Source organism: Flexivirga endophytica, from assembly GCF_014640635.1.
Taxonomy (GTDB): domain Bacteria; phylum Actinomycetota; class Actinomycetes; order Actinomycetales; family Dermatophilaceae; genus Flexivirga; species Flexivirga endophytica.
In genome coordinates, this window is sequence record NZ_BMHI01000008.1 from 95,842 (window position 1) to 122,094 (window position 26,253).

The window sequence follows — 26,253 nt, forward strand, 5'->3', positions numbered from 1 at the left end:
ACCGACATCGCGGCGTATGGCGACCGGTTATTCGGCCGTCTGCCGCGTCGCCTGCTCGGCCTCCGCCTCGGCACGCTGCGCGGCGAAGACCTTCACGTTGCGCTCGAGCTTGCGGCGCAGCACCGTGGAGCCGAGCAGGCCGATGACGACGGCCAGGCCGAGGCCGACATACGAGAAGCTCTTGAGGTATTCCTCGGCCGCCTTGCCGACGTAGTAGACGAGGTATGTCGTGCCGCCCGCCCAGCAGATCGCGCCGCTCGCGTTGGCGAGCAGGAAGCGCGGGTAGTGCATCTTGAGCGAGCCGGACAGCGGGCCGGCGAAGATGCGCAGCAACGCGATGAACCGGCCGACGAAGACCGCGAGCATGCCCCATCGCTGGAAGACGTGCTCGGCATAGTCGACCAGGTCACGGCTGAAGTGATGGGGGAAGCGGCGTTCGAGATAGCCGAAGAGGCGCTGGCCGTAACGGCGTCCGATGGTGTAGCCGATCGTGTCGCCGATGACCGCCCCGAGGATCGCGGCGATCGCGATGCCGTGCGGGCTGATGGCGACCTCGTGCCGGGACGACAGGATGGCAGCGGCAACGAGGATCGTCTCACCGGGGATCGGCACTCCGAGACTCTCGATGCCGACGGCGAGGCCCGCGATGAGGTAGACCGCCATGGGCGGGATCGTCGTCAGCCAGTGATCCATCGAGTTACCTAACGTCGGTCAACGCCAGCCTGTTCCGGCGCCGCCGGGAATGTCCCCAGCAGGATCGTACGGGGTCCGGGTGAACCGGAAACTGCCGAGATCGAGGTATGGCGCCCCGCCGCGCCCGTCGCGGTGCACGGTGAGTCGTTCGCCGGCGAAATACTCGTCCAGACCGACCCAGCCGCCGGCGGCATCCGACGCGAACCGGGAGCCGCGACCGCCGCTGACCGGCGCGAGCCGCAGATGGGTGCCCTCGACGGTGAGGACGTGTGGTCGCGGGCCCCAGAACCACGTGCCCACGATGTCGAGCGCTTCGGGTGCCGGGGCATCGGCGGTCCAGGCGCTTGCGATCTGGGGCACGTGCTCACGGAGCTCGCGCACCAGGCCGATCGTGTCGAGGGCGAGCCCGGCGGTGCTGTTGACGAGCTCGACGACGCCGTCGCCGGTCCCGGGGTCGATCTTCAGCGTCGACTGGTGACCGGGCATCGACCCGCCGTGCCCGATGAAGCGCTGCCCGCCGGAGTTGATGATGTCGAGTCCGAAGCCGTAGGCCCGCGTGTATGCCGAGCCCGGGTCGTCGTTGATCAGGGCCGGGATCTGCATCTCGCGCCGCAATTCGTCGGAGAGGACACGCTCATCGCCATACGCCAGGAACTTCGCGAACGCGGCCAGGTCGTGCACCGTCGACCACAGCTGCCCGGCGGGTGCCATCGCCAGCGTCTCGGTCGCGGGCTCTTCGTGCAGCAGGTCGGCATACGGGTGCACGGCGAGGCCGGGGGCCGCCGCGTCCGTCGGTGCGTATGTCGTCTCGCGCAGGCCGAGTGGCTGCAGGACTTCCTGCTGCAGGCTGTCCCACCAGGTGCTCTTGCGTAGGCGGCCGACCAGCTCGCCGGCGATCGCGAAGCCGACGTTGCTGTAGTGGAAGCGGCGGCCGGGTCGGTGCAGCGGTCGGATGCTCGACTGCAGCTCGTCCCAGGTGCGCCCGTGGCTGCGTTCCCACCAGGTGCCGTCGGTCTCGGCGGGCAGGCCGGCGCCGTGGGTCAGCAGCTCGCTGACCCGCACGCCCGGGAGCTTGTCGGTCAGCTCCGGCAGGTGTTGGGCAACCGGGTCGGTCAGGGCGACGAGGCCGTCGTCGACCAGTCGCAAGGTGAGCACCGCGGTGAAGGTTTTGGTGATCGATCCCATGCGGTATTGCGTTGCGGTGGTTGCTTTTTCGCCACTGTCTCGTCCATCGACGTGTCCCACGGCACCCGACCAGACGACCTCTCCGCCGGCGATGAGCGCCGCTGCAGCCGAGGGTGCGCGGCTGGTGCGCTGAGCGGTTGCGAGGCGCGCGTCGAAGAGGTGTGTCAGGTGTGGGTCGAGCGGCATACATCGATCCAATCACGCGCACAGCGGAGCGGGGTGAGAGAGTCCTCAGCGTGCGAGTGATTTCAGCGAACGTGAACGGCATCCGAGCAACCGTGCGTAGGGGAGGCCTCGACTGGCTGGCTGCGCAGGACGCGGATGTGCTGGCACTGCAGGAGGTTCGGGCGTCGGAGGCGCAGTTGACCACGGCGCTGGAGGGCACGGTCTTCGCGTCGTGGAACGTCGTTCAGGCTCCAGCGGCGGCCGCGGGTCGGGCCGGAGTCGCGGTCTTGAGCAAGCACCCGATCATCGAGAACGCGCACGGGCTGCCAGGTTTCGAGGATGACGGTCGCTGGGTCGAGGCGACGGTGGATGTCGGCGGCGCTCGGGTGACGGTCGTGTCGGCATACGTCCACACCGGCGAGGCGGGCACGCCGAAGCAGGACGACAAGTTCGCGTTCCTCGAGGCGATGGGTGCGCGTATGGCGGAACTCGTCACCGGGGACGCCGTGATCACCGGCGACTTCAACATCTGCCACACGGCGCGAGACCTGAAGAACTGGAAGGGGAATCGCGGCAAGTCCGGGTTCCTTCCCGAGGAGCAGAAGTACCTCACGTCGTGGTTCGAGGCCGGCTGGGTGGACGTGGTGCGCGAGCAGGTCGGTGACGTGGACGGTCCTTACACGTGGTGGTCCTGGCGTGGGAAGGCCTTCGACAACGACAGCGGCTGGCGCATCGACTACGTCCTGGACTCGCCGTCGCTGGCCGCACGGGTTGATCGGCACGTGATCGGCCGGGCGGCGTCATACAGCGAACGGTGGAGTGACCACGCTGCGGTGGTCGTCGACCACCACTGAGCCGGCCTGTTGAGGTCGGCCGATCGTGTCGGAGGTCGGAGGTAGCGTCCGGTCGATGACCGAGTTCACGTATTTCACGGCCTGCACCATCGACGGATTCATCGCCGACACCGACAACTCGCTGCAGTGGCTCTTCGATGTGCCGGTCGTCGAGAACGACTCGGCGATACCGGATTTCATCGACGGCATCGGTGTCCTGGTGATGGGCGCGACGACCTACACGTGGATGCTCGAGCACGAGCAGTTGCTGGAGCATCCCGACAAATGGCGTGATTGGTATCGCGACCGCCCGGCCTGGGTGTTCACGCACCGAGAGTTGCCGTCCATCCCGGGTGTCGACATCCGGTTCGTGTCCGGGGAGGTCGCCGATCACTTCGACGCGTTGAGGGAAGCAGCGGGGACGCGGAAGGTGTGGCTGCTCGGCGGCGGCGAGCTCGTCGGGGCGTTCGACGACGCGGGCGCACTGGACGAGATCTGCCTGGGCATGGTCCCGGTCGCGCTCGGTGGCGGAGCGCAGGTGCTTCCCCGGCGCATCACCTCCGAGCGGCTGACACTCGTCGATGTGCAGCAGGTCGGTCAGCGGGTGGACCTGCGATACAAGGTTGCTCGCGCGGTTAGTTGAGCTGCACCCAGTAGCGACGGACGGTGCCGTGATCCGGCGTCTCGCGGATGTCCTCGAGCGCACCGCCGTTCCGCTCGATGGTGCGAGCCGATGCCGTGTTGTCGTCCTGGCAGGTGATCAGGGCCTGTCGTAGGCCGAGGGCTTTCGCCTGGTCCAGCGCCAGAGTGAGGGCCGCGGTCGCGACGCCCTTACGGCGCGCCGAGGGCCGGACGCCATACCCGATGTGGCCGCCGACCTGGAGCAGGAAATCGTTCAGCCGGTGCCGTAGCGAGATGGATCCGAGGATGCGTTGCGGCTCTCGCTCGTCGACGATCCAGGAGAGCGTGTCGTGCACGCGATCGGGCGGCAGCAGGGTCGTCTCGTCGGCGTACGAGAGCCGGGTCGCGATCCAGGCGGCGAACGTGGCGCGGTCCTTGAGATCCTCGTCCGTGAGGGAGTCGGTTGCGAACCCGTCGCGGTGGCCGGACCCGAACTCGAACGCACACTCCAGGAAGGCGTCGTGCAGCTCGACAGTGGGCTGTATCAACCGAATTCGCGCGTTCGCCATGGCTGGATCCTGACACGCTGCAGTGGGTCCAGCCAATCAGTTATTCCTACAACCGCGCTCCCTGAGGGGTCCGTAACGAGACCCGGACCCCACACTGCGGTGGCCGAGGAGACGGGGAGCGAAGCGGAGCAGTCGTCTCGAGGTCCTCCCGTCCACGCACGCTGGTCGAGTGTCGGACAGGGTGAGGTGTATCGAGACCCGCCCCGGGTTGTCCTCATCCGCTTCCAGGATTCGGTATCACCGAGGAGGGATGTGGAAAACATGGAGTCGCGAAAAGTTTTGTGCCACAGTCTGGTTCATGGGATAATCGAACACATGAACGAGCAGCCACGACACGCGGGAGATGGCCACGTCGCCGTCCTCGACGCGTCTGCGGTGCGGGCGTTCCACGACCGGCTCGACGCGCCGATCGCCACCGACAACCCATTGGAGGAAGCCCGCGCGGTCGCCGAACTGCAGCACGCGCTCAGTGCTCGCCTGGCCCGGTTGGCGGTCGCCGCCCACGAAACCCAGCAGGCGTGTGACGTGGCCCGCGGGGTACCGGCCAAGGACACCGTCAAGGTCGTCGGGTCGCACCTGGGGTTCGCCCGCCGCTGCTCCGGCGCACGCGGGAAGCACTTCGTCGGGGTCGCGCACGCCTTGGTCGAAGACATGCCGCACACGATGGAGGCGTTGGCGGCCGGGGTGATTTGTGAAGAGGACGCGGCCCAGGTGGTCCGGGAGACCAGCAACGTGTCCCGGGCCGACCGGCGCGGTGTGGATGCGGCGATCTGCGACCGGCTCGGCCGGGTCGCGACCCGGACTCTGGTGTCCGCGGCGCGGGCCGCGGCCTACGACCGCGACCCCGACGGGGTCCGTGCCCGCCGGATCAAAGCCGAGTCCGAACGCCGCGTCAGCCTGCGGCCGGCACCGGACTCGATGGCCTACCTGACCGCGCTGCTGCCGGTCAAGGATGGCCATGGCCGACGCGCTCGTGGAACGCGTCACCGGCCGAACCCGCGCCGACAACGCCACCGACGTGCAGGTCAACCTGCTCATGCCCTTGGACTCGTTGACCGGGGGCACCCCAGGATTCGTGCCCGGGTACGGGCCCGTCCCGGCGGATCTGGTGCGGGACTGGTTCACCCACGGCCACCCGACCGGCCCGCTGGTGCGCCGGTTGTTCACTCACCCCGGCACCGGCGACATCATCGGGATGGAATCCCGCGCCCGGCGCTACCCCGGCCTGCTGGCCTGGCTGATCCTGTTCCGTGATCAGGTCTGCCGCACACCCTGGTGCGGGGCGCCGATCCGGCACACCGACCACATCCACCCCCACGCCACCGGCGGTCCCACCGCCGAACGCAACGGGCAAGGATTGTGCGCCCGCTGCAACTACGTCAAAGAACACCCGGACTACCACGTCACCGGCACCGCCGCCGAAACCACCACCAACGCGGGCGGATTCACCGCCACCAGCCACCCACCAGCACCGCCAGGATTACCGCCACCCACCACGTCATACGTCGAACGCTCCCTGATGGACATCACCTGGCATCACTCGGTCTCCTGTAACGACCTCGACGACGAAGACGACCGAAGCAACGACTAGGACTGAGCTGAAGACTGCCCGCCAGCCTTCATCAGGCAAATCGGTGCCGGGTCTGATCCTCTCGGCAGCGCTGCACGATGTTCGGTCCGATGGACGGTGTTGATCAGCCCTTGCAGGGCTGCGTGGCCATGAAAGTTCGAATCGAGAGCGTTTGTCGATCGACTTCGAATGCACTTCTTCCGGACGTGCCGGGCATCCCCTCGGTGGACATCCAAGCGGCCCGGACCGGGGAGCCGTACCAAGGACCTCAATAGTGCAGCGGTTTGTCAGAAAGACCGCAATCGCCCGGAGTCCGAGGTGTCATCCTCGGCAGAGATCTATGGCGCGCCGAACTGCCGGAACGGCTGCCCCGTCAACGCGGGCTTCGGCCGCTTCTCAAGCAGCGAACTGGTGGTCGACGTTGACTCGACCATCTGACGACAGGATCATGCAATCGAATCCTGCTGCCATCCACTCACCGTCGGCGTTCGTCATGTCCCAATTGACACGCACCGCACCACGGTGGTTGGTGACAGCCCGCACCGACCGAAGCTTCTGCTCACCGGCTCCAGTGCCCTGCGCGTGAGCATCGGTGATGCTTGCATAGATTTCGTCGTGCCCCACGGACTTCCCTGAGCGGGTGACGTGCTTCGCCTGGTCGGCGAAGACTTTCTCGACCTTTGCGCGACGTGCAGCATCATCTGGCTCGTTCCAGACGTCAATGTACATGTCAACCAGTGCGTTCAAATCAGTCATTCAACGTCCTCCACTACTAGTTAAAGGAGCCTGCGGGTAAGACCGGTATGCGTTGGCAAATCTATCGACTAATCGGTGGTGTCGCGAAATGCTGCTTCGCGGATCTCCGCACCGGATGGACGGTTCTACTGCCAGGACCAGATCCCCGAATCATCCGGTAGCAGCTGCCTGACCTGCGACGTTGCCCGGTCAGACTCATCCCTGCGTCCTTCGGCGAGGCATGCAGAGTGCGGGTGGACGTGCTCAAACTCACCTAGAAGATCAGGGCTTCGGGAGCATCGACAACTACCCGTTTATCGTATCCGTTGGAAAGATGTTCCTCAAAACAGGAGGCGTGTGATTTCCGTCATGGATTCCTTGGATCTGTGTTGATTGTGAGTCAGGTCACGAATAAGCCAGGGCCAGCACCTGGGAGGTGAGTGACAGAGATTCCGATTGTTCACCTCATGTTTCTCATAAAGGCGATCGGGTGCGCGGTCGAACCGGCGACTGGCATGGCAGCAGATGGATGGATGCCCCGGAGTTGAGTTGACGTGTGCGTCGCCTGCGACCTGCACGCAATCGACCTTCGTCGGGACCTATGAGGTCCGGACTCGACGAGCACGGAGGGCTGCGATGATCGCTGGATGGCTACGTCATACAAGAGTCCGCGGATCACGACGCCGTGCCGGCTCACCGACGCCGCTGGCCGGCTGAACCCGGGCGCCGTCGGCTGGACCACCCAGCCACTGCACGACACCAGTCGCATCGGCCACGGACGAGTCGGATTCGGCCGCAACAAGCGCTGGGAATATTGGGCCGTCACGACTCCGGATCACGTTGTGGCGCTGACGATTTCGAGCATCGACTACGCCGGCGTCAACAATCTCTGGATCCTCGACCGCCGCGCCGGCCTCGAGATCAACCAGGACGCAGTCACGCCGTTCGGGCGTGGTGTGACCCTGCCAGGCAGCCTCGACGACGGACCGGCGACCTTCCGCTCCAACAAGCTCGACATCACCATCACGCCGCTGGGCGGCGCGACACGATTGCAGGCGCGTGGCGACCGCATCGGGCTCGACATCGTCGCCGGGCTCTCCGAGGGGCACGAGCGGCTCGGGGTCGTCGTGCCGTGGTCCGAGCGCCTCTTCCAATACACCGTCAAGGACGTCGCGCGCCCAGCGACGGGTTCCCTGATCATCGACGGCGCCGAGCACCACTTGCCCGACGGTCGGTCGTGGGCGACCCTCGACCACGGCCGCGGCCGGTGGCCACGATCGACCACTTGGAACTGGGGCGCCGGATCTGGCCGCAGCGATGGGCACGTGATCGGCATTCAGGTCGGTGGCAGGTGGACGGATGGCACCGGGGCCACCGAGAATTCGCTCCTCGTCGACGATCGCCTCACCAAGATCGGCCAGCTCTCCTGGACCTACGACCAGGACGACTGGCGGGCGCCCTGGCGGGTGCGTGGACCTGGCATCGACCTGACGTTCACTGTCGAGCACGTGCGACATGCGGCCACCGACCTGAAGGTCATCCGCTCACGAACCTGGCAGTGCTTCGGCGCCTGGTCGGGCAGCGTCACCGACGTCGACGGCCACCTGTATGGCGTCGACGACATCTTCGGCTGGGTCGAACACGTCGAGCAGTTGTGGTGAGCCGAAGGCTCGAAACCTGAGTTTGATCAGCGGCTTTCGGCGGATCGCATCGACAGCACGTCATCGACGAGGCGCTCGGCATACGCGGTATCGGCCGGCAACGCGAAGACCACGTGGTGATAGAGCGGCGCGATCACGTGGTCGAGGACCTGCTCGACCGACGGCGTGCGTTCGCCGCGAGTGTGCGCCCGGCTGATCATCTCCGCGAGTTGCTCGCGGCGTGCGGTCCAGCACGGGCAGGCGTCCAACACGACACCGTCGCGTGCGTTCACCATCGCGCGCAGGTAACGGGTGCGGTGCGGGCGGACGATGTCGTCGGTGATGACCCGTGCCCACTCGCGAAGATCGCCCTCCAGCGATCCGGTGTCGGGAAGGACCTCGTCCTCGCGGGTGAACGCCGCGACGGCAACTTCTTCGAGCAGCGCGTCGATGTCACCCCAGCGCCGGTAGACGCTCGTCGGATTGACATCGGCGAGTTCGGCGACCATCGGAACGGTGATCTGATCCGGGCGCTGTGTCGCCATAAGTTTGCCGACCGCGCTGTAGACGGCGTCCTGCACGCGTGCGCTCCGGCCGCCGGGGCGGCGCTTCACAGGTGTGGACGCGTGGGTGGGCACCCGGGTGGACTTCGTCGGCATACGTGCCATTATTGCAGTTGTCTTGGCATTAAGGCCAAAGGGGCGTACTGTCCTACCTCTAAAGCAATGACCTTTGCAATTAGTGAGGATCGTATGTCGTTCCGCTTGTCCCGGCCGGTCGGCTTCGCTACCGCCGGTATCGCCCTGGTCGGTCTGATGACCGGCGCTGCGGCGCCGTCACCGCTCTACCCGGTCTACCAACAGCTCTGGGGTTTCTCGTCGTTCACGCTCACCGTGATCTTCGCCGTGTATGTCGTGGCGCTGCTGGCCACCCTGCTGACGGTCGGCTCCCTGGCCGATCACATCGGCCGCCGCCCGATGCTGGTGGGTGGCCTGGTGCTGCTTGCAGTCGCGATGGTCGTCTTCGCCAACGCGTCCGGAGTCGGTGAGTTGTTGCTCGCCCGGATCGTGCAGGGCGTCGCGACCGGCATCATCACCGGCGCTGTCAGTGCGCTGATCATCGACCTCCAACCCAACCCGCATGTCGGCTCTGTCGTGACCGGTGGTGCACCGGGCATCGGGCTCGCGCTCGGGGCGGCACTGGCGGGCGGACTCGTGCAGCACGCGCCGGCGCCACGTGAGCTTGTCTTCTGGATCATGTTCGGCAGCTACCTCCTGTTGGCAGTGGTGGGACTCTTCACTCCCGAGGAGCCACGGCAGGGGACCGACCTGCGTGCCATACGCCGCGCCGCTCGACCCAGCATCGGGGTCGCGGCCGAGGCTCGCTCGGCCTTCCTCGCCTGGGCGCCGGCCGTCGCCGCGACCTGGGCGCTCGGTGGTCTCTACCTGTCACTCGGGTCGTCGGCGGTCTCGCGGCTGTTCGGAGTCGACGACCACTTCCTCGTCGGGCTCGTGCTGGCAACCTTCTTCACGCCGGCAGGCCTGGTGCTGTTGGTGATTCGAGCCGTTCCGCAGTCGGCGCGTCGTGCGCTCGGACTCGCCTCGCTCGGTGGGGGAGTCGCGATCTCGGTCCTCGGAGTGCTCCTCAGCTCGACTGCCGTCTACATCGTCGGTTCGGCGGTGGCGGGCATCGGCTTCGGCGCGACGTTCCAGACCGCGGTCGCCGCCATCGCGGCCGTCACTCCCGCGAACAAGCGCGGCCAGACCTTCGCCGCGATCTACGTCCTGGGCTACACGGCCTTCAGCGTCCCGGCCGTCGTCGCCGGTCTTGCCGTCCAGCACTGGGGTCTGCGGCCGACGTTGATCGGTTATGGCGTCCTCGAAGTAGCGCTGGTCGTCGCCGCCGCAGTGCTGGCCACCCGAGCGGCACGCGCAGCACGCCGCTCTGCGGCGCCCTGCCCGCAGCAACTGGCCGCCGTGGGTGCGCGCCCGGACGCGTGAACTCGGACGGTTGTCGGTTGCGGCGAGCACAATGACGTCCATGGCGTATGACGGAGAGCTCGTCCAGCGGATCCGCGAGTTGCTGACGGACGACCTGGACGTGACCGACAAGCGGATGTTCGGCGGGATCGCCTTCCTCACCGGAGGTCGCTTGGCGGTCGCGGCGTCCAGGTACGGCGGCCTGATGGCGCGGGTCGATCCGGAAGACTCCGAGACGTTGATCCTGCGCGACGGCGTGGCGCGGATGGAGATGGGGGGCCGCGAGATGACGGGCTGGCTCCGTGTCGACCAGGAGCAACTCGACGACGAGCAGCTTGTCGAATGGGTCGAACGTGGCCTTGAGGTCGCCCGCAGCCAGCCCCCGAAGCACGGGTGACGTCCTCCGGGGAGGTCAGTACCTCCAAGTAGGCTTGGCGCCGAGATGAGCAGCCTTTTCGACGACCTTCCCCTGCCCGGCCTTCCCTCCGATGCGGCTTCCGCGACGGTTCCCACCGACGTCGACGAGCGCGGCGTCCCCACCTGGGCGAGCCTCGGCAAGGAGGCGCCGGCGGCCGAGGAAGAGCCGGCGAGGCCTTCGACCGCCGACCCGGAGAGTCTGGTCGCCGGGCTCAACCCGCAGCAGCGCGAAGCAGTGCTGCACGAGGGCCCGCCATTGCTCATCGTCGCCGGCGCCGGCTCCGGCAAGACTCGTGTCCTCACTCATCGGATCGCGCACCTGATGGCGGCCCGGCACGTGCAGCCGGGGCAGATCCTCGCGATCACCTTCACCAACAAGGCTGCCGCCGAGATGCGTGAGCGGGTCGAGGCGCTGGTCGGGCCGGTCGCCCGGTCGATGTGGGTCTCCACCTTCCACTCCGCCTGTGTGCGGATCCTGCGCCGCGAGGCGAGCAAGGTCGGCCTGAAGTCGACGTTCTCCATCTACGACGCGGCCGACAGCCAGCGGATGATGGCCCTGGTCATGCGCGACCTCGACCTGGATCCCAAGCGCTTCCCGCCGCGCTCCTTCAGCCATCAGGTCAGCAACCTCAAGAACGAGCTGATCGATGAGGAGACCTACGCATCGCAGGTCGTCGAAGGCAGCCATCAGGAGAAGACCCTGGCGGAGGCCTATACGTCATACCAACGGCGCCTGCGGCAGGCCAACGCACTCGACTTCGACGACCTGATCATGACCACCGTCAACATCCTGCGCGTCTTCCCCGACGTCGCCGAGCACTACCGGCGACGCTTCCGGCACGTGCTGGTCGACGAATACCAGGACACCAACCACGCCCAATACGCCTTGGTGAAAGAGCTTGTGGGGCATGAGGTTTCGGACCCGGCGCTCGGTCACGTTCCTCCTGCCGAGTTGTGCGTCGTCGGCGACGCGGATCAGTCGATCTATGCCTTCCGTGGTGCGACCATCCGCAACATCGTGGAGTTCGAGCAGGACTACCCGCAGGCGCACACGATCCTGCTGGAGCAGAACTACCGCTCCACCCAGAACATCCTGCAGGCCGCCAATGCCGTGATCGCCAAGAACGAAGGACGGCGCCCCAAGAGCCTCTGGTCGGAGTCGGGCGATGGCGCGCAGATCATCGGGTATGTCGGGGACTCCGAGCACGACGAGGCGGCCTTCGTCGCGCGCACGATCGACGTGCTCGGCGACGAGCACGGCGTCAAGCCGAAGGACGTCGCGGTCTTCTACCGCACCAACGCCCAATCCCGTGCACTGGAAGAGGTTTTCGTCCGAGTCGGACTGCCCTACAAGGTGGTCGGCGGCACCCGCTTCTACGAGCGTCGTGAGGTCAAGGACGCGCTCGCCTACCTGCGGGTGGTGTCCAACCCGCTGGACACCGTCAACCTGCGGCGCATCCTCAACGTGCCCAAGCGCGGCATCGGTGATCGCGCGGAAGCGTGCGTCTCGGCGCTGGCCGAGCGCGAGCGGATCCCGTTCGTCGCGGCACTCGGACGCGCCGGCGACGCACCCGGCATCGCGACACGATCCGTTACCTGCATCAACGCCTTCACCGAGCTGCTCGAGTCGCTCGGTCAGGTGCACGCTGCCGACGATGCCGGCGTCGGTGATCTGCTCGAAGCGATCCTCGACAAGTCCGGCTACCTGTCCGAGCTTCGGCAGAGCGCTGATCCGCAGGACGAGACTCGCGTCGAGAACCTCGCCGAACTCGTCGCGGTGGCAAAGGAATTCGACGAGAACTACCCCGGTGGATCGCTCGAGGACTTCCTCGAGCAGGTGTCCCTGGTCGCCGACACCGACGAGATCCCTGACGAGGAGGGCGAGGACGTCGGCGTCGTCACGCTGATGACCCTGCACACCGCCAAGGGGCTGGAGTTCCCCGTCGTGTTCCTCACCGGTATGGAGGACGGAACCTTCCCGCACATGCGGGCGCTCGGCGACCCGAAGGAGCTCGAGGAGGAGCGGCGGCTGGCGTATGTCGGCATCACGCGTGCTCGCGAGCGGCTGCACCTGTCGCGAGCCGAGGTGCGCTCGGCCTGGGGAGCCCCGCAGTACAACCCGCCGTCGCGCTTCCTGGACGAGATCCCGTCGGGGCTCGTCGACTGGCAACGCGTGACGACGACAGCGACTCGGCCGTCCTCAACACCCGCGGTTGCGCGATTGGCGGCCCGGCCAGGTGTGCGCAGCCCGGGCAACCGCCCGATCATCGCACTGGATGCGGGGGACAAGGTCACGCACGACACGTTCGGGATGGGGTCCGTCATACGCGTCGAGGGGCAGGGCGATCGGGCCATGGCGCACATCGACTTCGGTGGTGACACCGGGGTCAAGCGGTTGCTGTTGCGCTATGCGCCGGTCGAAAAGCTTTGACACACAGACTCGTTCCTCGTCTGTGTGTCAAAGCTGCTGATGTTGTTGGTCCGTCCTTCGGCCGGCACGTCTGAGGGGCAGGCCAATTCGAGGTGCCTACTCTGGGCGCCTTCAGAAGATGCCGCGGGCCTGCAGCCAGGGTGCAGGGTTGACCGGGACGCCACCCAGGTGGATCTCGAGATGCAGGTGCGGACCGGTCGAGTTGCCGGTGTCGCCGGACTGGCCGACGAGTTGGCCGCGGCCGAGCCATTGGCCAGGCACGACCTGGATCCGCGACATGTGGCCGTAGACGCTCTGGACGCCGTCTCCGTAGTCGATCGTGACGTGGTTGCCGAGGCCGGGCACCCAGCCCGCCGACACGACGGTGCCGGTGTGCATCGCCAGCAGCGGCGTGCCCCACGCAACCGCGAAGTCGTCGCCCTCGTGGTAGGTCGAGCCGATCCCGCCGGGTGACACGCGAGGGCCGAAGCCGGACGTCATCCGTCCCTGGCATGCGGCAACGGCACACGTCCACGGGCTCTCGTGCGGCGTCGGGGAACTTGATGGCTTGGGCTTGGACGGAGTCTTCTTCGCAGTCTTCCCGGTCGTCGGCTTCGGCTTCGGCCGTTCGACGGTGCGATCTCGAGACACGCCTCCCGGCAGCGCGCGCTTCGGCGTGATGACCGGAGTCGGCTTGGCAGCATTGGCCTTGATGGTGCTGGCCGAACTCGAGTCATAGGGTCCGGGGTCGATCGCTAAGGTCCGACCGCCGACCGGCAACGGAGTGACTCCAGCGACCATCGCGCCGCCGACGGTGGCAACAACCGCGACCCCGGCAGGGACGCCGACGCGGCGGAACTGGCTCTTGGTCGCAACGGCCCGATGCCGACCCTGCGGTCGGACCGGAGTCGGCCGATGCCGTCCCTCGTAATTGCCGCTCATCGATGCGGGACCGTCAGAGGGGGGCGGCCGGAGAAACACACCCGCGTCATTTTATGCGGTTCGCAGTCCGCTGTGGTGAGAAACCGCCCGATTGACTTCCGACGCTCGCGTGGGCCTTGCGCTCGGCATACATACCCGGTATACATCTTCTGAACTCGGTGAATACCGGGTATACACCGATCTGTCGGGGGATGGTTCCGTATGTCGATCAAACACAGCTTGCTCGCGCTGCTGCAAAGCGGCCCGATGTATGGCGCCCAGCTGCGCCAAGAGTTCGAGCACCGCACCGGCGGCACCTGGCCGCTCAACGTCGGGCAGGTCTACACGACGCTCGGACGGCTCGAGCGGGATGCACTGGTGGTGAGCACCGGCGCGGCCGACGAGGAGGGCCGGATCGCCTACCAGCTGACCGACGCGGGGCGGGCCGAGGTCCAGCAGTGGTGGAGCGTGCCAGTGGGTCGCGAGCAGACACCTCGCAACGAGTTGGCGATCAAGCTCGCTCTGGCGGTGACCCTGCCCGGTGTCGACGTGCAGCAGATCGTGCAGACCCAGCGCACCGCGACGATGACCCACCTGCGGGACCTCACCCGGCTGAAGCGCGGGGCGGACGGCGAGGACCTCGCCTGGGAGCTCGTGCTCGAGTCGCTGATCTTCGCCGACGAGGCCGAGGTGCGGTGGCTGGACCACGTGGAAGCGAGGATCAGCCGCCTCACCCCTACCCGGGCGAAAGCTTCGCGGACGGCGCCCGTCGCCACCGCGGAGAACGCTGGAGCGCGTGAGGGGGCGCGCCGATGACTACTACCTCCACGCTGGTCCTCGAGAACGTCGAACGCACGCACGGCACCGGCGAGACCGCGGTGCACGCACTGCGCGGAGTCAGCCTGACTGTGAGCGCCGGTGAGCTCGTCGCGGTGATGGGTCCGAGTGGCTCCGGCAAGTCGACTCTGCTCAATGTCGCCGGTGGACTCGACACACCGACCGGCGGCACCGTGTCCGTGGACGGTGCCGACCTTGCGGGGCTGTCCCGTGCCGGGTTGGACCGGTTGCGACGCCGGACGATGGGCTTCGTGTTCCAGGACCTCAATCTCATCCCGTCGTTGACGGCGATCGAAAATGTCTCTCTACCTTTGGAATTGGACGGCCTCAGCGTCCGCAAGGCACGAGCAGCAGCCAAGGACGCATTGGGCAAGGTCGGCATCCTCGAGCTCGCCGATCGTTTCCCGGAGCACATGTCCGGCGGCCAGCAGCAGCGGGCCGCGATCGCCCGCGCGCTCGTGGGCGACCGCCGCCTCGTGCTGGCCGACGAGCCGACCGGGGCGCTGGATTCCACGACCGGCGAAGCCGTCCTGCGGACCCTGCGCGATCAGTGCGACGACGGAGCAGCGGGCCTGCTGGTGACACACGAGTCACGCCACGCCGCCTGGGCCGACCGCGTGGTCTTCCTGCGTGACGGCGTGGTCGTCGACACGACCGGTGACCCGGCAACGCCGGAGTCCCTGCTGAGCCGGGTGATCTGAGGTGAGCAGCTCGGGGGAGCGCACTTCGGATCATCGACTCCGGGGCTCAGGGGGCCTCGGAGGGTATGTCGGGGGCTGGCGAGTCGCGTTGCGGCTCGCCGCCCGCGACATACGCAAGCACCGCGGTCGGGCCGCGCTGGTGGTGCTGCTGATCGGCCTGCCGTTGCTGCTCATCTCGGGAGGTGGGACGTTCGCGTTCACGAAGGACGTGAATGGCGCCGAGGGCATCACCCGCACGATGGGGTCGAGTCAGGCACTCATCACGAGTACAGGCGATTTTGGCGGCGATGCACTGACGCAGTCTGTCGACGCCGGCTCGTGGGGGAGCGGGTTTTCGGACCCTGCGTCGTCGCTGCAGTTCCCAGGAAAGCCGAAACATCCGAACGCTCATGACATACAGCAGGTGACCGGTGGATCCGTGCTGCCGGTCAGTAAGACGCTTCACCGGGTACGTGTTGGGGACCGCCAGGTGAACGCGAACTTCCTCGGCATCGACGGCCGCAAACAGGCATATGACGGGATGGCTTCGCTCAGCAGCGGGCATTGGCCGACGAATGCGCACGAGGTGTTGGTCTCCCGAGCGGGTGCAGCACATGGCATCCCTACCAACGGCACCTTGACGATCGTCTATGGCGACGGCCACCAGACGCGGCTGACCGTCGTCGGTCGGGTGGAGACACCGAACGCGGAGGACTTGGTCACGCTGCCCACTTCTGACGCGACCAACTGGTTGCTCGAGCGTGGTGATCCGGTCCGGTGGCCGGAGGTCAAACACCTCAACCGCTACGGGCTGGCGGTCGCGAGCCGGGAGGTCATCCATCACCCGGCGCAGGCCGAGGCCGACCCTGTTACGGATGAGATGAACTACAGCCCTGTGCCGCCTGCAGTGTGGGTGCTGCTGGGCATCGGGCTCGTCATCGTGATCGCGCTGTTGGCAGGACCGGCGTTCGCGGCCAGCGGATCCCGTCACCGACGGGCGCTTGCACAGTTGGCGAGCAATGGTGCGACCAAACGGCAACTGCGTAAATATGTCCTTGCACAAGCGCTGCTGCTCGGTGCCCTCGCGGCGTTGCTCTCTATCGGGCTCGGAGCTGTCCTCGGTGCGATCGCAGCGAAGCTCTACGGCCACTGGTCGCCGACGACAGCGACGCCCGGACCAGTCGAATTGCGCTGGGGTTGGGGCATTGTGGTCTTCGCAGTCGCGGTTGTCGCATCCCTGATCGCGGCGTTCGTGCCGGCCATTGCCGCGTCGCGAGTGAACCTGGTCGCCGTGCTCCGCGGGCACGTCTCCGCCGCGAAGGTTCGGGTCGGTTGGCCCATTCTCGGCCTGGTGATCGCAGTGGCAGGTGGCGCCATTCTGACGGCGACGCTGGTCAGCAGTGGGATCAACGCGCAAGACCTGTCGCCGGGGCTCATGGGCGGCACCATCGTCGGCACGGTCGCGTTGTTCGCCGGCACCCTCATGACGGCACCCTGGCTGCTCACTCGTCTGGGCCTGATTGCTCGGCACTTGCCGCTGCCATTCCGGGTCGCGGCACGTGATGTCAGTCGCCAACGAGGTCGGGCCGTTGCGACCGTGGGGGCGATCCTGGCAACCGTCGCCGCACTGACCACGCTGTCCATCGCGTTCGCCAGCTCGGACCGCGCGAGCAGCGATGCCTACCAGCCGTCGCTGCCTGCCGGGGAGGCGCTCGTCACGGTCATGCAGGGCGGTACGACGGAAGCGACCTCCGCGGCGGCGATCGTCCGGCACGCCGTACCCGATGCGACCGTGGTGCCGCTGCGGACGGTGCGCGCGAGGTCGAACGCCTTGGCGGACGCCGAGATCATCGCCGCCACACCGGAGCAGCTCGCCCGGATCTTCCGGCTCGACACCCGTGACATCGCAGTGCTCCAGAGCGGTCGCGCGCTGCTGCCGGCCGGTGCGCCGCGGTCGATCACAACCACGATCCGACTCGTCGCGTCGGGGCGCGGCGGTGCCACGCTCCCGGCCTACCGTTCGACGCTGAAGACCTTCGAGTCGATGCCGACGAAGGACGGCGCCTACCGCACGTACAGGTCGGGCGTGGCCGCCGCGGCGCTGGTGTCGACGCACACCGCCGACCGGCTCCCGGGCGGCAGTGCGGTCGGCCGGCTGCTCGTGCGCGCACCCGACGGGATCTCCGCCTCCGCGCAGCAGCAGATCGACGAACGCCTCACCGAGGGCAGCTATCTGTATGTCGAGCGTGGTTATGACTCGGTCGGCGCGTGGCTGTACTGGCTCATCGGTGGGGTGTTCGGTCTGCTCGTGCTGGTCGCCACTTTGGCGTCGACAGCGTTGTCAAACGCCGAATCCCGTGCGGACAGTGCGACACTCGCGTCGCTCGGCGCGCCGGCGTCGCTGCGCCGAAAGATTGCCGGCGCCAACGCCGCGGTCGTCGGGTTGTTCGGGGCGGTGCTCGGACTCGCGGTCGGAGCAGTGGCCGGGATCGCGGTCAGCAACCCGGTCAGTCTCGTCACCAATCAGAACTCCCACCACACGGTGACCGCCATACCGTGGCTCCAACTGTTGGTGGTCGCGATCGGCGTGCCGCTGCTCGCCGCGGCACTAGCCGCGCTCGCGACCCGGGGTCGGGTGCCGATGACCCGGCGGGTCACCTGAGTCGACCACGACCCCCTGTGCCGACAGGACACCCGTTCATCGAGAGGACAGCCAATTCGGACCGACTTGGGCCCGAATCGGCTGTCCTTTCGGTCATCGCCTGTCCTGTCGGTGAAAAGGGGTGGCTTGTTGTGGAGGGGCCGGGCGGGGTGCGTGGTGCCTGAATCGCGTGAGTTCAGTCACGTACTCGGCGGTAGCCCCGGGGTCAACCTGCGCCTTCGGCCTTGGGGCCACTAGCATCCGAACTGGACAACGAGGTCCCGGACACGTCGCCCCGGCGAGCGCGGAGACCTCATCCCTTCAGAAGTTCATCACCGAATCAATGAGGGGGCCTGCCTCGTACCGCGACGGCGCCATACGGCGCCCGCCCGATGCGCGAGGTCGACTCCCGGGACGAGGACGGATTCCGCGTGGATCTTTTCGAATATCAGGCGCGCGACATGTTCGAGGCGCACGGCGTACCGGTGCTGGCCGGACAGATCGCCACGACTGCCGAGCAGGCCGAGAAGGCCGCTGCCGAGATCGGTGCCAAGTCCGGCGGTGTGACCGTCGTCAAGGCACAGGTCAAGACCGGTGGCCGCGGCAAGGCCGGTGGCGTGAAGGTCGCCAAGTCGCCGGAGGAAGCGCGTGATCGCGCGGCAGAGATCCTCGGCATGGACATCAAGGGCCACACCGTCGGCACGGTGATGATCGCGCAGGGCGCGGATATCAAGGAGGAGTACTACTTCTCCGTGCTGCTCGACCGGGCCAACCGCAGCTACCTTGCGATGTGCAGCAAGGAGGGCGGCATGGAGATCGAGCAGCTCGCTGTCGAACGCCCGGACGCGCTGGCTCGCGTGGCCGTCGACCCCAACGTCGGCATCGACGCGGCCAAGGCGAAGGAGATCGTCGACACCGCCGGTTTCGACGCCGAGCTCGGCGCCAAGATCGCCCCGGTGCTGCAGAAGCTGTGGGACGTCTACCGCGAGGAAGACGCGACGCTGGTCGAGGTCAACCCGCTCGTGCAGACCGGCGCCGGCGACATCGTCGCCCTCGACGGCAAGGTGACGCTCGACGAGAACGCCGACTTCCGCCACCCTGACCACGAGGCGTTAGAGGACACCGCTGCCGCCGACCCGCTGGAGGCCAAGGCGAAGGCCAAGAACCTCAACTACGTCAAGCTTGACGGCCAGGTCGGCATCATCGGCAACGGCGCGGGTCTGGTCATGTCCACGCTCGACGTCGTCGCCTACGCCGGCGAGCAGTATGGCGTGAAGCCCGCCAACTTCCTGGACATCGGCGGCGGCGCCAACGCGCAGGTCATGGCCGACGGCCTGGACGTCATCCTCGGTGACGAGCAGGTCAAGTCCGTCTTCGTCAACGTCTTCGGTGGCATCACCGCGTGTGACGACGTCGCCAACGGCATCAAGGGTGCGCTGGAGATCCTCGGTGACAACGCGACCAAGCCGCTCGTCGTGCGTCTCGACGGCAACAACGTCGAGCAGGGCCGCGCGATCCTCAACGAGCTGGCCCACCCGCTCGTGACCCAGGTCGACACGATGGACGGCGCTGCGGCCCGGGCCGCCGAGCTCGCCTCCAAGTGACCGCTGACGGCATACGAAACTAAGGAATCACCAATAATGGCAATCTTTTTGGATGCTGACAGCAAGATCATCGTCCAGGGTATGACGGGCGGCATGGGCTCCAAGCACACCGCGCTGATGCTCGAGGCCGGCTCCAACATCGTCGGCGGCGTCAACGCCCGCAAGGCCGGCACCACCGCGGAGATCGGCGGCAAGGAGCTGCCCGTCTACGGCACCGTCAAGGAGGCCATGGAGGCCACTGGCGCAAACGTGTCGGTCGCCTTCGTGCCGCCGAAGTTCGCCAAGGACGCCGCGATCGAGGCGATCGATGCCGAGATCCCGCTGCTGGTCGTCATCACTGAGGGCATCCCGGTGAAGGACTCCGCCGAGTTCTACAACTACTCGATCGGCAAGAAGACCCGGATCATCGGCCCGAACTGCCCCGGCATCATCACGCCGGGAGAGTCGCTGGCCGGCATCACGCCGCACACCATCGCGGGCAAGGGTCCGATCGGCCTGGTCTCCAAGTCGGGCACGCTGACCTACCAGATGATGTACGAGTTGCGTGACTACGGCTTCACCACGGGCATCGGCATCGGCGGTGACCCGGTCATCGGCACCACGCACATCGACGCGCTCGAGGCGTTCGAGGCCGACCCCGACACCAAGGCCATCGTGATGATCGGTGAGATCGGCGGAGACGCCGAGGAGCGCGCCGCGGCATACATCAAGGAGCACGTGACCAAGCCCGTCGTCGGGTATGTCGCAGGCTTCACCGCCCCCGAGGGCAAGACCATGGGCCACGCCGGCGCCATCGTCTCCGGCTCGTCCGGCACCGCCGCGGCGAAGAAGGAAGCCCTCGAGGCCGCCGGCGTCAAGGTCGGCAAGACGCCGTCCGAGACCGCCGAGCTGATGCGGGAGATCCTGAAGAACCTCGCCTGACAAGCGCTTTCGAGCCGGCCGTCGGAACACTGTTCCGGCGGCCGGTTCGTCGTTTCTCCGCACAATCTCCTGGGCCCGTGGGCCCTGTGACCGATCGGTTCCCTTCAGTAGCCTGGTTTTTCGCAACATGCCGTGGACTGTCGGGGGTCCACGACAGGAGGTTCGGATGACCACACGAGGCGCTGCTCGGCCGGGCTCGCGCGGTGAGCGCGGCCAGGGAACGCTGGAGTATGTCGGCATGATCGCGCTGGCTGCTCTGCTGGTCCTGGCGATCGTCGCAGCCTTCGGTAAGGGGACGAGCCTCGCCGACGTCGTCAGTGGTGCCCTGGGCAAAATCACCGGGATCTGATCGGGCACTTCTCGCGTCGAAGCCGGGAAGCGGATTGGCCGACAGGGAGGAACGCCGGGTGAGCACCACGAAGCAACGTCTTCGTCGTCGAGCCGAGGATGACAGTGGCCAGGTGGCGACCGGCCTGATCATCTGCGCCGTACTCGCGCTGGTCGCCGTCACCTTCTGGGTGATGCTGCCGATCGGCTCCGCGGTCAACCAGAAGTCCAGCGCGCAGAACGCCGCCGACGCTGCGGCCCTCGCCGGCGCCGATGACGTGATCGAGCACGTGATCCAGGACGTGAGCACCCTGCCGGTCGGGCCGTTCGAACCCAAGACGTTCTTCTGCGGGCTGGGGGAGTCCGATGCCCGCAGACTCGCGCAGAGCAACGGTGCCCACGTGACCAGCTACTGCTATGACTGGCGCCGTGACGAAGCGGCGGTCGCCGTCGCGTCGAACAAGGCCCTGTCCGGCGGCCAGCACTCCAAGGCGAAGGCTGTCGCCCGCACCGGGGTTCCGTGGGGCGCGTGCCACTTCGTCGGTTTGCCGAAACCCACGCCGACGCCGAAACCCAGCCCCAGTTCGTCGAGTTCGTCACCGGCGCCGACTCCCAGCAGCAGCGCGCCGCCCGAGCCGGTTCAGTTGGTCTGCGGCGGTACGACGATCGACTACGACCTCAAAGACGGGCACCTCGTCGTCCACGATCCGCAGGCGCTGCGCAATATGTTGAAGGCTCGCCTGGTGGACTGACCGACGTCCTGCCCGAGAAGTTCTGCCCCCGGAGAAAGGAACCACCCGACGTGCTTTCCAGTGTGCGAGTCCGAGGAGGTGCTCTCGCCGCATCGGTCGCCGTGCTGTTGACCGGCGCCGTTGCAGCCCCGGCATCCGCTGCCGGCACCGATGACATCCCCATCGCGGGCACCTTCGTCTACAACGGTTACAACGATCCCTCCAACGCCGAGGTCCACGGCGCGATCCACGCCGTGGTGCGCGTGCCCGGCGGCACCGCCGTCTACTACTCGATCGGCGGGAAGGGCGCCAGCCCGGGCGCGGTCATGCCGACCGTCGGGCTGGCTTCGTCATACCCGGTCGGGGCCGCCTGGTCCGTCAGTGTCGTCGACACGAGTGGTCTGAAGCTCTATCTGCCGCTCGGCACCAGCGACCGAAAATGCTTGTGCAGCAACCAATCCGACATCACGGACTACGGCGGCACCTCGAAGCCGGAGGTCGGCTGGGCGATCCTGCCACCACTTCCGAAAGACCTCAAGAGCGTCACCGTGCGGTTCGGCTTCGGCAATCTGGTGGTCGATGTGCCGGTGACCGACGAGCTGCCGTCACCGGCGAGCGCGAAGGCGCCGGTCATCTTGGGCGGCGGCTGGCCGCAACTGCCGGACGAGGCGTCGATCAAGCAGGCGGACCCGAAGCCATCCATCCGTCCGCTGGTCAGCAACGTGGCCGACCCCGACACCGCGACCAAGCGGTCCTCGGACGAGACCGCGATCTCGGTGGACAGCGATGTGCTCTTCGACTACGGCAAGGCGAGCCTGACGCCGAAGGCGCAGGGGACTCTGCAGAAGGTGGCTGCCGAGTTGTCCGCGAAGGGCGCCGGAAACGTGTCCGTCGTCGGCTACACCGACAGCAGCGGTAGCGAGTCGTTCAACCAGACCCTGTCGGAGCGGCGGGCGACGTCGGTGCAGAAGGCTTTGCAGAAGCTGGTGCACAAGAAGGGCCTGACCTTCAGCTCTTCCGGCAAGGGCGAGAAGGACCCGGTCGCCGACAACGCCACTGACGACGGGCGCAAGCTCAACCGGAGGGTCACCGTGACCTTCAAGACGGGTGGTGGCCAGTGATGCGCGCATCCCGAGCGGTCGTCCTGTCCGCGGCCGCCCTGTTGACCCTTGGCGTTGCCGGCTGCAGCGACGACTCGCCGTCCACCGTGACCTCCTCGGCCGGCAGCAGCTCCGCTGCCGTCCCGTCATCGGGAACATCGAGCGCCAAAGGCCCCTCCGCCGCGGACGCGGCGATCGCGAAGGTCATGGGCTCGAGTGACAAGCTGCCGGTCCTCGCGACGAGCCGGGGCTCACTGAAGGCGAGCGGTGGTTCGTCGACCGTGGTGGCGGAGATACTTCAGGTGATGAGGTCGCCCCAGGCGACCCGGGTCACCTGGCGGCTCAAGAGCGCCTCGTCGACGACGGCGAACACCAAGTCGTTCCAGTTCGCCCGGCCGCCGCTCTTCGACACCCGGCTCCTCGGCCTGGTCGACCCTAAGACGAAGTCGACGCTGCACCCCTACACGTTCGTCCCAGCCGGCGGGAACGGCTTGGACAACGGCTGTGCCTGCAGCAGTCTCCCGGACTCGGTCAACGCCGCTGGCACCGTGCTGTATGCCGTCCTGCCGCCGCTGCCCGTGGGCACCTCATCGGTGAACGTGACGCTGCCCGGCTTCACGACGATGACCGGTGTGAAGGTGAGCTCGTCGTGAAACGGCTGCTCGGCATTCCGGCCGCTCTGGGGGTCATCGTGCTCGCCGCCGGATGCGGCGGGGGATCGAGCGACACCCCGGCGTCCGTGACACCGTCCACGTCGCTGCCACGCTCGGCGGCGAAGGCGACGAAGCCGATCTTCCCGCCCTCGTCCGGCCCCGCCGGTGCGGACCGGGTCACCCACGGCCCGGTGTCGATCGCGATGCCGTCGACGTTCGACAAACAGGGTGACGAGGTCAAGCAGAGCAAGTCGACGACCGTCACCTACGCGTCGTCCCGCCGCGAGGGGAAGCAACGGGTCGCGATCGGCATCACCTGGTCCGCCTCCGAGCACACGAAGTCGGCCAAGCAGGAGGCGCAGGCCTTCCGCGGGCAGTTGCTCGACGTCGAGCACGTCAAGGACCTGCGGATGGTGCGAGTGACCTGGCCGGGGCTGCGTGACGCCTACCAGTTCGCCTACACCGATCACAACGTGTCGCCGGGCATGCAGACGCTGGTCCTGATGGGCACCACCAGCACCGGGCAGTACGTCTCCGTGACGGCCAAGGCGCCGCACGCACTGGCCGATCCACTCGACGTCGACGCTATCTGCGGCTCATTGCGCACGGGTGCGGCAACAGACGACAGCTGAATCAACGCATTCGTGCAAATTGACGATCGACGCAAAGGTGCTCACGAATATCCGACGGCATACACAAAGAAAGGTGACCGCCTCCTGAATGGAGACGGTCACCTTTCGGCTTGAGGGTGTTCAGCCACCGATGCCGGTGATCTTGGTGATGGCGGAGGTCACCTTCGTGCCCAGCGCGGTGCCGTTACCGAAGGCGGTCACGATGGCCATGACCAACAGGGCGGCGAGGGCGATCATACCGACGTATTCCAGGGTTCCCTGGCCCTTCTCGGCGCGGTTCTCGAAAGCGTGGGCGAGACGGATCCGGGTGGAAACAAGTGCACGAGTCATTGGTCTTCTCCTTGATTAATTCATCGGGAAGTTTTGTTCCCGTCCCCCCTCGGGGAATTTGTTTTCCTGATGAAGAAAACATTAGGCGAGTGCGTTATTTCCCGGCAGGGCCTGCAGGCCCATTCCCGGGCCCATCTGTGCGACCGATCGCACTGGGCCCGAGGGCCGTCCTCACGTCAGCGTCGCGCTGGAGGCGCGCATCCAAGGTGACGGTGGTCGACGGGAAGATGAGGAACGAAATCTTCACGTCAGCCACAGAGACACGGCAGCAGAGCGGGTGGTGACACCGAGCTTGGCGAAGATGTGGTTGACGTGGTTCTTGACGGTCTTCTCGGCGAGGAAGAGCTTGCCGGCGATGTCGCCGTTGGCCAGGCCGGCGGCGATGAGATCCATGATCTCCAGCTCGCGGCGGCTGAGGCAGTAGACATCGTGCCGACTCGTGTCCGGCAGCGGTGCCGATGAGGTGAGGGCACTGTGGACGGCGTCGATCGCCGGCTGGGACAGCACCGATCCGCCCTGGGCGACCGACCGGATCGCGGCCGACAGTTCCTGCGGCGAGAACGCACCGTGCACGAGATAGCCACGCGCGCCCGCGGTGAGTGCGCCGCGTATGACGTCAGGGGCGTCGGAGTACGTCAGCATCAGCACCTTGGTGATCTCGTGGACGTCCTGCGCGACGCTGATCCCGTCTGCGAACGGCATCCGGACGTCGACCAGCGCGACATCCGGGAGTTCTCGCCGGATCAGGCTGATCGCCGCACGCCCGTCGCCGGCCTCGCCCACCACTTCGAGCGAGGCGTCGACCTCCAGCATGTTGCGCAGTCCGACGCGGATGATCTCGTTGTCGTCGACGACGGCGATTCGTAGGTGGTTGGTGCCGGGGACCGTGTGCTCCGGTCCGCCGGTGTCCGTGGTCGTCATGACGGCAGGTGCTCCTTCATCTGGGCAGGGAGAGCTGGACGGTGGTGCCCCGCGGGGCACCACGTGCGATGGACAAGGAGCCGTGGGCGGCCACGGCACGCTCGCGCATGCCGAGCAGGCCGAACCGCTTGCGTTTGACCGCCCCGGCGAAGCTGTCGGTGAAACCGACCCCGTCGTCCTGAATGCGCAGGGCGATCTGTTGCGCGTCACCGGAGAAGACCACCTCGACCGTCTCCGCGGCCGCGTGCCGGTGGACGTTCTCGAGGGCCTCGGCGAGCACCGCCAGCACGACCTCGCGCTCGCGGTCGCCGACATCGGCGACACCTTCGCTGCTGGTGTGGACGGGTATGCCGGTCGTCTCGGACCACTCCCGGCAACGCTCGGTGAGCACCTCGACGAGCGGCCGGTCGCTCTGGTGGGTGCGCAGGCCGACGAGAATCGCTCGCGCCTCCTGCGCGCCACGTTCCGCGTGCGCCGCCAGGTCGGCCGCGAGGGTGTTCGCCCGATGCGGGTCCTGCTCGATCCAGTGCGGCAATGACGTTGCGGTCAAAGCGATCCCGTGCATCGTCTTGCCCAGCGAGTCGTGCATGTCGCGTGCCAGCCGCGCTCGCTCGTCGGCGGCCGCGCGATCGCCCTGCACGCGCTGCAGTTCGACGAACATCTCGGCCAGCTGCCGCGTGCCGTAGCTCATCGCGAATCCGATGCCGGCCATCGCGAGGTAGACGAACGGCACTCCGACCGTTGCGATGTATGGCGCCCCGGTCAACCCCGTGTGCGCTTGCACCGCGCTGAGGTAGCCCAGTTCCAGGACCAACAACAAGGGCATTCCGACGAACCAGGGGAAGAGCGCACCGATGAGCAACGCGGTGGGGAAGGTGGCGAGCAGCAGGACGTTGTCCGGGCCGGAGGCCGAGATCATGATCGTCACCACGCCGACATCCAGCATCGCAAGCGCCGGGTGACGCCGCAGCCAGCCGATCCCGTCGACGCGGTCGGTCACGCCCACGAGGGTCAGGGCCGCGAGCAGCAGTGCCCACACCCAGAAGCCGGCGCTCCGACTGCCTGAGACCGACGCCGAGACGGCGAGCACGAGTGCCGCGAGCCTGATGAACAGGGCACTGCGCACCACCGTGCGGAA

The 26,253-nt window shown here is 67.1% G+C and carries 26 protein-coding genes and 1 pseudogene; 18 read left to right on the forward strand and 9 right to left on the reverse strand.

Features of this window, described 5'->3' with window-relative positions:
* Positions 1–27: 27 nt before the first annotated feature.
* Together IEX71_RS21460 and IEX71_RS21465 are read right to left on the reverse strand one after the other, a co-directional pair.
* Entirely contained in the window at positions 28–693 is a 666-nt protein-coding gene (locus IEX71_RS21460; protein WP_188839133.1) for a DedA family protein, read from the reverse strand.
* Between the two features lie 18 nt (positions 694–711).
* Complete coding sequence (locus IEX71_RS21465; protein WP_188839134.1) at positions 712–2,064, reverse strand: serine hydrolase domain-containing protein; 1,353 nt, start codon at positions 2,062–2,064, stop codon at positions 712–714.
* Between the two features lie 50 nt (positions 2,065–2,114).
* Between IEX71_RS21465 and IEX71_RS21470 the strand changes: the two genes are divergently transcribed.
* Together IEX71_RS21470 and IEX71_RS21475 are read left to right on the forward strand one after the other, a co-directional pair.
* A complete protein-coding gene (locus tag IEX71_RS21470; RefSeq protein WP_188839135.1) occupies positions 2,115–2,897 on the forward strand; it encodes an exodeoxyribonuclease III in 783 nt (260 codons plus the stop codon).
* 55 nt (positions 2,898–2,952) lie between these two features.
* Entirely contained in the window at positions 2,953–3,519 is a 567-nt protein-coding gene (locus IEX71_RS21475; RefSeq protein ID WP_188839136.1) for a dihydrofolate reductase family protein, read from the forward strand.
* On the opposite strand, the gene IEX71_RS21480 is transcribed toward IEX71_RS21475, so the two are convergent.
* The gene (locus tag IEX71_RS21480; protein WP_188839137.1) at positions 3,512–4,066 is read right to left on the reverse strand and encodes a GNAT family N-acetyltransferase; all 555 of its coding nucleotides are present in this window, start codon (positions 4,064–4,066) and stop codon (positions 3,512–3,514) included. The two genes, IEX71_RS21475 and IEX71_RS21480, sit on opposite strands and share 8 nt — an antisense overlap.
* Positions 4,067–4,381: 315 nt before the next feature.
* Between IEX71_RS21480 and IEX71_RS22870 the strand changes: the two are divergent.
* Positions 4,382–4,975 (forward strand): annotated as a pseudogene (locus IEX71_RS22870) (DUF222 domain-containing protein); the annotation flags it as partial.
* Between the two features lie 49 nt (positions 4,976–5,024).
* Positions 5,025–5,657, forward strand: coding sequence for an HNH endonuclease (locus IEX71_RS21490; RefSeq protein ID WP_229749943.1), 633 nt, complete (start codon positions 5,025–5,027; stop codon positions 5,655–5,657).
* A gap of 375 nt (positions 5,658–6,032) precedes the next feature.
* Here the strand turns inward: IEX71_RS21490 and IEX71_RS21495 are convergent, their stop codons facing one another.
* Positions 6,033–6,392 carry a hypothetical protein gene (locus IEX71_RS21495; RefSeq protein ID WP_188839139.1) on the reverse strand — a complete coding sequence of 120 codons (360 nt, stop codon included), beginning with the start codon at positions 6,390–6,392 and terminating at the stop codon, positions 6,033–6,035.
* 626 nt (positions 6,393–7,018) lie between these two features.
* On the opposite strand from IEX71_RS21495, the gene IEX71_RS21500 reads away from it, so the two are divergent.
* Positions 7,019–8,032 (forward strand): DUF2804 domain-containing protein, encoded by a 1,014-nt coding sequence (locus IEX71_RS21500; protein ID WP_188839140.1) that lies wholly within the window; start codon positions 7,019–7,021, stop codon positions 8,030–8,032.
* A gap of 26 nt (positions 8,033–8,058) precedes the next feature.
* Here the strand turns inward: IEX71_RS21500 and IEX71_RS21505 are convergent, their stop codons facing one another.
* Complete coding sequence (locus tag IEX71_RS21505) at positions 8,059–8,670, reverse strand: TetR-like C-terminal domain-containing protein (protein ID WP_188839141.1); 612 nt, start codon at positions 8,668–8,670, stop codon at positions 8,059–8,061.
* Between the two features lie 93 nt (positions 8,671–8,763).
* On the opposite strand from IEX71_RS21505, the gene IEX71_RS21510 reads away from it, so the two are divergent.
* From IEX71_RS21510 to pcrA, 3 genes are read left to right on the forward strand one after another with little or no spacing between them, the layout of a single operon-like run.
* Positions 8,764–10,011 (forward strand): MFS transporter, encoded by a 1,248-nt coding sequence (locus IEX71_RS21510; RefSeq protein WP_188839142.1) that lies wholly within the window; start codon positions 8,764–8,766, stop codon positions 10,009–10,011.
* A 40-nt stretch (positions 10,012–10,051) separates the two neighbouring features.
* On the forward strand, positions 10,052–10,387 hold the full coding sequence (locus tag IEX71_RS21515; RefSeq protein WP_188839143.1) for a TfoX/Sxy family protein: 336 nt from the start codon (positions 10,052–10,054) through the stop codon (positions 10,385–10,387).
* 45 nt (positions 10,388–10,432) lie between these two features.
* On the forward strand, positions 10,433–12,838 hold the full coding sequence (gene pcrA, locus IEX71_RS21520) for a DNA helicase PcrA (protein ID WP_188839144.1): 2,406 nt from the start codon (positions 10,433–10,435) through the stop codon (positions 12,836–12,838).
* Between the two features lie 111 nt (positions 12,839–12,949).
* Here the strand turns inward: pcrA and IEX71_RS21525 are convergent, their stop codons facing one another.
* Positions 12,950–13,759: a M23 family metallopeptidase gene (locus tag IEX71_RS21525; protein WP_188839145.1), complete on the reverse strand. Its 810-nt coding sequence runs from the start codon at positions 13,757–13,759 to the stop codon at positions 12,950–12,952.
* A 201-nt stretch (positions 13,760–13,960) separates the two neighbouring features.
* On the opposite strand from IEX71_RS21525, the gene IEX71_RS21530 reads away from it, so the two are divergent.
* The 10 genes from IEX71_RS21530 to IEX71_RS21575 all read left to right on the forward strand — a co-directional run bounded on the left by IEX71_RS21530 (position 13,961) and on the right by IEX71_RS21575 (position 23,864).
* Positions 13,961–14,554 carry a PadR family transcriptional regulator gene (locus tag IEX71_RS21530; protein ID WP_188839146.1) on the forward strand — a complete coding sequence of 198 codons (594 nt, stop codon included), beginning with the start codon at positions 13,961–13,963 and terminating at the stop codon, positions 14,552–14,554.
* Positions 14,551–15,276, forward strand: coding sequence for an ABC transporter ATP-binding protein (locus IEX71_RS21535; RefSeq protein ID WP_188839147.1), 726 nt, complete (start codon positions 14,551–14,553; stop codon positions 15,274–15,276). Before IEX71_RS21530 ends, IEX71_RS21535 begins: the two co-directional genes overlap by 4 nt.
* A gap of 88 nt (positions 15,277–15,364) precedes the next feature.
* Entirely contained in the window at positions 15,365–17,917 is a 2,553-nt protein-coding gene (locus IEX71_RS21540; protein ID WP_188839148.1) for an FtsX-like permease family protein, read from the forward strand.
* 410 nt (positions 17,918–18,327) lie between these two features.
* A complete protein-coding gene (gene sucC, locus IEX71_RS21545; RefSeq protein WP_188839180.1) occupies positions 18,328–19,500 on the forward strand; it encodes an ADP-forming succinate--CoA ligase subunit beta in 1,173 nt (390 codons plus the stop codon).
* A 36-nt stretch (positions 19,501–19,536) separates the two neighbouring features.
* On the forward strand, positions 19,537–20,421 hold the full coding sequence (gene sucD / locus IEX71_RS21550; RefSeq protein WP_188839149.1) for a succinate--CoA ligase subunit alpha: 885 nt from the start codon (positions 19,537–19,539) through the stop codon (positions 20,419–20,421).
* A gap of 166 nt (positions 20,422–20,587) precedes the next feature.
* The gene (locus tag IEX71_RS21555) at positions 20,588–20,770 is read left to right on the forward strand and encodes a hypothetical protein (protein WP_188839150.1); all 183 of its coding nucleotides are present in this window, start codon (positions 20,588–20,590) and stop codon (positions 20,768–20,770) included.
* A 58-nt stretch (positions 20,771–20,828) separates the two neighbouring features.
* Positions 20,829–21,500, forward strand: a complete 672-nt coding sequence (locus IEX71_RS21560) for a pilus assembly protein TadG-related protein (protein ID WP_188839151.1) — start codon at positions 20,829–20,831, stop codon at positions 21,498–21,500.
* Positions 21,501–21,550: 50 nt separating this feature from the next.
* Positions 21,551–22,600 (forward strand): OmpA family protein, encoded by a 1,050-nt coding sequence (locus tag IEX71_RS21565; RefSeq protein ID WP_188839152.1) that lies wholly within the window; start codon positions 21,551–21,553, stop codon positions 22,598–22,600.
* Positions 22,600–23,232 carry a hypothetical protein gene (locus tag IEX71_RS21570; RefSeq protein ID WP_188839153.1) on the forward strand — a complete coding sequence of 211 codons (633 nt, stop codon included), beginning with the start codon at positions 22,600–22,602 and terminating at the stop codon, positions 23,230–23,232. Before IEX71_RS21565 ends, IEX71_RS21570 begins: the two co-directional genes overlap by 1 nt.
* The gene (locus IEX71_RS21575; RefSeq protein WP_188839154.1) at positions 23,229–23,864 is read left to right on the forward strand and encodes a hypothetical protein; all 636 of its coding nucleotides are present in this window, start codon (positions 23,229–23,231) and stop codon (positions 23,862–23,864) included. The genes IEX71_RS21570 and IEX71_RS21575 overlap by 4 nt, the downstream gene beginning before the upstream one ends.
* A gap of 120 nt (positions 23,865–23,984) precedes the next feature.
* On the opposite strand, the gene IEX71_RS21580 is transcribed toward IEX71_RS21575, so the two are convergent.
* The 3 genes from IEX71_RS21580 to IEX71_RS21590 all read right to left on the reverse strand — a co-directional run bounded on the left by IEX71_RS21580 (position 23,985) and on the right by IEX71_RS21590 (position 26,244).
* Positions 23,985–24,194 carry a hypothetical protein gene (locus IEX71_RS21580; RefSeq protein ID WP_188839155.1) on the reverse strand — a complete coding sequence of 70 codons (210 nt, stop codon included), beginning with the start codon at positions 24,192–24,194 and terminating at the stop codon, positions 23,985–23,987.
* 243 nt (positions 24,195–24,437) lie between these two features.
* A complete protein-coding gene (locus IEX71_RS21585; RefSeq protein ID WP_188839156.1) occupies positions 24,438–25,115 on the reverse strand; it encodes a response regulator in 678 nt (225 codons plus the stop codon).
* A gap of 16 nt (positions 25,116–25,131) precedes the next feature.
* On the reverse strand, positions 25,132–26,244 hold the full coding sequence (locus tag IEX71_RS21590; RefSeq protein WP_188839157.1) for a sensor histidine kinase: 1,113 nt from the start codon (positions 26,242–26,244) through the stop codon (positions 25,132–25,134).
* Positions 26,245–26,253 lie beyond the last annotated feature (9 nt).

What these genes read in the sequence shown, in the direction of transcription:
- IEX71_RS21515 (WP_188839143.1), top strand. Translation starts at nt 10,052, where the DNA reads ATGGCGTATGACGGAGAGCTCGTCCAGCGGATCCGCGAGTTGCTGACG.
- IEX71_RS21490 (WP_229749943.1), top strand. Translation starts at nt 5,025, where the DNA reads ATGGCCGACGCGCTCGTGGAACGCGTCACCGGCCGAACCCGCGCCGAC.
- IEX71_RS21525 (WP_188839145.1), bottom strand. Translation starts at nt 13,759, where the DNA reads ATGAGCGGCAATTACGAGGGACGGCATCGGCCGACTCCGGTCCGACCG.
- pcrA (WP_188839144.1), top strand. Translation starts at nt 10,433, where the DNA reads ATGAGCAGCCTTTTCGACGACCTTCCCCTGCCCGGCCTTCCCTCCGAT.
- IEX71_RS21530 (WP_188839146.1), top strand. Translation starts at nt 13,961, where the DNA reads ATGTCGATCAAACACAGCTTGCTCGCGCTGCTGCAAAGCGGCCCGATG.
- sucD (WP_188839149.1), top strand. Translation starts at nt 19,537, where the DNA reads ATGGCAATCTTTTTGGATGCTGACAGCAAGATCATCGTCCAGGGTATG.
- IEX71_RS21580 (WP_188839155.1), bottom strand. Translation starts at nt 24,194, where the DNA reads ATGACTCGTGCACTTGTTTCCACCCGGATCCGTCTCGCCCACGCTTTC.
- IEX71_RS21555 (WP_188839150.1), top strand. Translation starts at nt 20,588, where the DNA reads ATGACCACACGAGGCGCTGCTCGGCCGGGCTCGCGCGGTGAGCGCGGC.
- IEX71_RS21535 (WP_188839147.1), top strand. Translation starts at nt 14,551, where the DNA reads ATGACTACTACCTCCACGCTGGTCCTCGAGAACGTCGAACGCACGCAC.
- IEX71_RS21460 (WP_188839133.1), bottom strand. Translation starts at nt 693, where the DNA reads ATGGATCACTGGCTGACGACGATCCCGCCCATGGCGGTCTACCTCATC.
- IEX71_RS21495 (WP_188839139.1), bottom strand. Translation starts at nt 6,392, where the DNA reads ATGACTGATTTGAACGCACTGGTTGACATGTACATTGACGTCTGGAAC.
- IEX71_RS21585 (WP_188839156.1), bottom strand. Translation starts at nt 25,115, where the DNA reads ATGACGACCACGGACACCGGCGGACCGGAGCACACGGTCCCCGGCACC.
- IEX71_RS21475 (WP_188839136.1), top strand. Translation starts at nt 2,953, where the DNA reads ATGACCGAGTTCACGTATTTCACGGCCTGCACCATCGACGGATTCATC.
- IEX71_RS21510 (WP_188839142.1), top strand. Translation starts at nt 8,764, where the DNA reads ATGTCGTTCCGCTTGTCCCGGCCGGTCGGCTTCGCTACCGCCGGTATC.
- IEX71_RS21500 (WP_188839140.1), top strand. Translation starts at nt 7,019, where the DNA reads ATGGCTACGTCATACAAGAGTCCGCGGATCACGACGCCGTGCCGGCTC.
- IEX71_RS21505 (WP_188839141.1), bottom strand. Translation starts at nt 8,670, where the DNA reads ATGCCGACGAAGTCCACCCGGGTGCCCACCCACGCGTCCACACCTGTG.
- IEX71_RS21465 (WP_188839134.1), bottom strand. Translation starts at nt 2,064, where the DNA reads ATGCCGCTCGACCCACACCTGACACACCTCTTCGACGCGCGCCTCGCA.
- IEX71_RS21570 (WP_188839153.1), top strand. Translation starts at nt 22,600, where the DNA reads ATGCGCGCATCCCGAGCGGTCGTCCTGTCCGCGGCCGCCCTGTTGACC.
- IEX71_RS21480 (WP_188839137.1), bottom strand. Translation starts at nt 4,066, where the DNA reads ATGGCGAACGCGCGAATTCGGTTGATACAGCCCACTGTCGAGCTGCAC.